The organism is Breznakibacter xylanolyticus, assembly GCF_003254275.1.
Classification (GTDB): Bacteria; Bacteroidota; Bacteroidia; order Bacteroidales; family Marinilabiliaceae; genus Breznakibacter; species Breznakibacter xylanolyticus.
Window position 1 is genome coordinate 1 of record NZ_QKZK01000087.1, and the last position, 1,064, is coordinate 1,064.

Sequence of the window (1,064 nt, forward strand, 5' to 3'; positions counted from 1 at the left end):
CATCCGGGATATAGTTCAACCTGGGATTCGCGCTAGGCATTACATGCCGCTTAAATCCCTATATATTGTGTGCAGTTATTTATTATAATTGTATTTCATAAATGTAACATTCTCCAGTAATCGTGTCTTTCAAATATCTTGAACCTTGGTCAAAATCTCCTTCTTGTTTATATATTATTGTCGATTCTGAATGATTAAACCATTCTGGTGAGTCTGATGATTTTGTCCATGCTCCTTTATCTATGGTCAAGTTATTTTCTTTAATAAAATCATTCCACCAATTTTCTGTAGGTTTGAGTTTTAAACACATTATATATTCTCTTGTCCAGTGACCGGATTGCCAATATTTCCCATTAATAACTTCTAAATCTTTTGTAGGATTTGTCCCCGACCAGTATTTGTAGGTTTCGATTGGATTATTTGTATTTATCTCACTGCAACTTGTAGCGAAAAGTGTTATAATAGATAAAACAATTATTTCTCTTAAATTCATTTTTTCAATTCTTTATTAAAGGTCATCAAACAATTAATATTGTATTCTACTCCATTTTTAGTCTATTCTTAGCAACCCTAATACACTCTGTTAAAATTCCATTGTCAGATTTAACCACTGCAATTAATCGACCTATTTTTTCCAAATTTGTTTTATCAGTGCTCCATATCGCTAATCCTTCTGCTTCAGGGTCAAATCGTATCGAATTTAAAATATTTGGGTCTGATAGCTTAATCGCACCATATACAATTCCTTCCCAACTATAACCTCCTCCTTGAAATCCCTTGTTTTGCAAATACTCTGAATGGCTGTCATTCTCCGTTACATCGTAGTAGTCGTATCTATAATCATTTTCAGCAATCTTAATTAAATTTCCACGAATTGAAATCGAAGTATCGTTAATTGCATGTACAAGTTTATCATTCTTCTCAATCGAGTTACTACATCCTATCAATGTCGTCAATCCAATTATAAAACTTAAGAGTCTCATTTTGCAGTCTGGTTTAATTGCACACAACGGGTAGTGTAGCATTAGTGGCGGATTGCGGGCGAATCTCCTTTCAAACCGTTA

2 protein-coding genes are annotated in these 1,064 nt (G+C 33.5%); both read right to left on the reverse strand.

Translation table 11 applies throughout. The features are described 5' to 3' along the window. Nucleotides 1-82: 82 nt before the first annotated feature. Complete coding sequence (locus LX69_RS17420) at nucleotides 83-493, reverse strand: hypothetical protein (protein ID WP_111447299.1); 411 nt, start codon at nucleotides 491-493, stop codon at nucleotides 83-85. A gap of 46 nt (nucleotides 494-539) precedes the next feature. After that, the gene (locus tag LX69_RS17425; protein ID WP_170124460.1) at nucleotides 540-983 is read right to left on the reverse strand and encodes an Imm51 family immunity protein; all 444 of its coding nucleotides are present in this window, start codon (nucleotides 981-983) and stop codon (nucleotides 540-542) included. Between the last annotated feature and the right edge of the window lie 81 nt (nucleotides 984-1,064).